The sequence below is a fragment of the Microbacterium sp. BF1 genome (assembly GCF_019279095.1).
In the GTDB taxonomy this organism is placed as follows: Bacteria; Actinomycetota; Actinomycetes; order Actinomycetales; family Microbacteriaceae; genus Microbacterium; species Microbacterium maritypicum.
This window is the reverse complement of record NZ_JAGYWT010000497.1, coordinates 1-1,766: the sequence shown is the minus strand read 5'-3', so window position 1 is coordinate 1,766 and position 1,766 is coordinate 1. Positions and strand designations below refer to the sequence as shown.

Annotated in this window: 2 protein-coding genes; both read right to left on the bottom strand. The window is 66.5% G+C overall.

Features of this window, described 5'->3' with window-relative positions; all coding sequences use genetic code 11:
- On the bottom strand, positions 1-623 hold a 623-nt coding region (locus tag KZA10_RS14110; RefSeq protein ID WP_218683194.1), incomplete at its 3' end, for a tryptophan-rich sensory protein.
- A 94-nt stretch (positions 624-717) separates the two neighbouring features.
- Positions 718-1,284, bottom strand: a complete 567-nt coding sequence (locus KZA10_RS14105) for a TetR/AcrR family transcriptional regulator (RefSeq protein ID WP_055876367.1) — start codon at positions 1,282-1,284, stop codon at positions 718-720.
- Positions 1,285-1,766 lie beyond the last annotated feature (482 nt).

Genomic DNA, 1,766 nt, shown 5'->3' with positions numbered 1-1,766 from the left:
CCTCGCCAGCAGGCCGTGGGCGGATGGATCGCCGCATCGATGGTGCTGAACGGCTTGTGGCTGGTGACGGCGCAGTACCTCACGCTGTGGCTCACGGTCATCGTGATCGCGCTGCTGCTGGCCGTGTTCGCGACGGTCGCGATCGTGACCCAGCCGAAGTGCAGACCGTTCGCGCCGTCGGTGAGGATGCGATCGGCGAGGTTGCGTGCCGGGAAGCGTCCGAGCACCACGATCACCCGGGCGAGCACGGCCAGCAGCAGCGCGATCACGATGACCGTGAGCCACAGCGTGAGGTACTGCGCCGTCACCAGCCACAAGCCGTTCAGCACCATCGATGCGGCGATCCATCCGCCCACGGCCTGCTGGCGAGGATCCTGCCGCTGCGCCGGGAACGCCTGCCACACCGTGTAGGCGATCAAGCCGAGGTAGATGAGCGACCAGATCGAGAAGGCCGGTCCCGCCGGGGCGAGATACGACCCCTGCGCCGAGAGCGCGCCGTCCTGCAGGTCGTCGACGGATGTTCCACCGAAAGCTCCCGCCCCGATGGTGGCCGCGATCAGCATGAACGTCGCCGCGGAGATGATCAGCGTCTGGCGACCGACGCCCTTCGTGCGTGATTCCATGCGTCGAACGATACGGGGACCGCGAGCGGAGCTCATCGGGGTTGACACCCGATCCCCGTTTCGCTAACCAGGTGAGGCAAATGCGCCTCTCGGATCAGGAGCGAGCGAACGCCGCGTCGATCAGGACTTCGGCGGCACCCCGAGCCTGCACGGCGACGGCCGGATCGGCGGAGATCGCGGCCGTGCTCTGCGCACCCTCGGCGAGGATCGACAGCTGTGGGGCGAGCGCCGCGGGAGCGCCCGTCTCGGCGACCAGGTCTGCCATGTACTGCTGGAACGACGCCTTGTGTGCGCGCACGATCTCGGCGACCTCGGGATTCGTGCCGCCGAGCTCGCCGAATGCGTTGATGAAGGCGCAGCCGCGGAAGTCGTCGGCGCAGAACCAGTTCTCGAGGTATCCGTAGACGGCGAGCAGCCGCGCACGAGGATCGTCACCAGCCCCCGCCACCGCCTCCGACAGCCCCGACTCCCACTGGGCGTGCTTGCGCTCGAGGACCGCCGCGACGATGTCGGTCTTCGCGGGGAAGAGCGAGTAGAGGCGACGCAACGAGACCCCGGCGAACTGACGCAGCTCGTCCATGCCCACGGCCGCGTACCCCTTGCGGTAGTAAAGCTCTTCGGCGGCGGTGAGGATGCGCTCGCGGGCCTCGTCTTCGGTCATGACCAGAAGTCTACTTGACGCGAGAACGAACGTTCTCTACATTGGAGACATCGAGCGAGAACGATCGTTCTCACCGGGATCGAAAGGATCAGGATCATGGGTTACATGGCTCTTGGGACATTCGGTGGGGGTAGGGCTCGCCGGGCGATGATCGGCGGGTAGGGGTCGAGGTCCCCGAGGATCAGAAGCGCTAACCACCTGATCGATCACGAGGACCCCGACGTGCTTCACCCTACTTCGGGGTGCGCTGACGCGCGCTCTACCGCTGATCCGTGTTCCCGCTGTGACTTGCTGCTCGGTCTGGACGGGGTCCATGTCGAGCACGTCGACCGTCGCGATCGCCGTCGTCGTGCTGCTTGTCGTGGTCGTGCTCAGCTACCGCCAGCTCATCAAGGCCTATCCGTCGGGCGGTGGCGACTACGAGGTCGCGTCGAAGAACCGCGGCCACGATCACGCCGGGGATCTCGCCGAGGTTCTTCGAC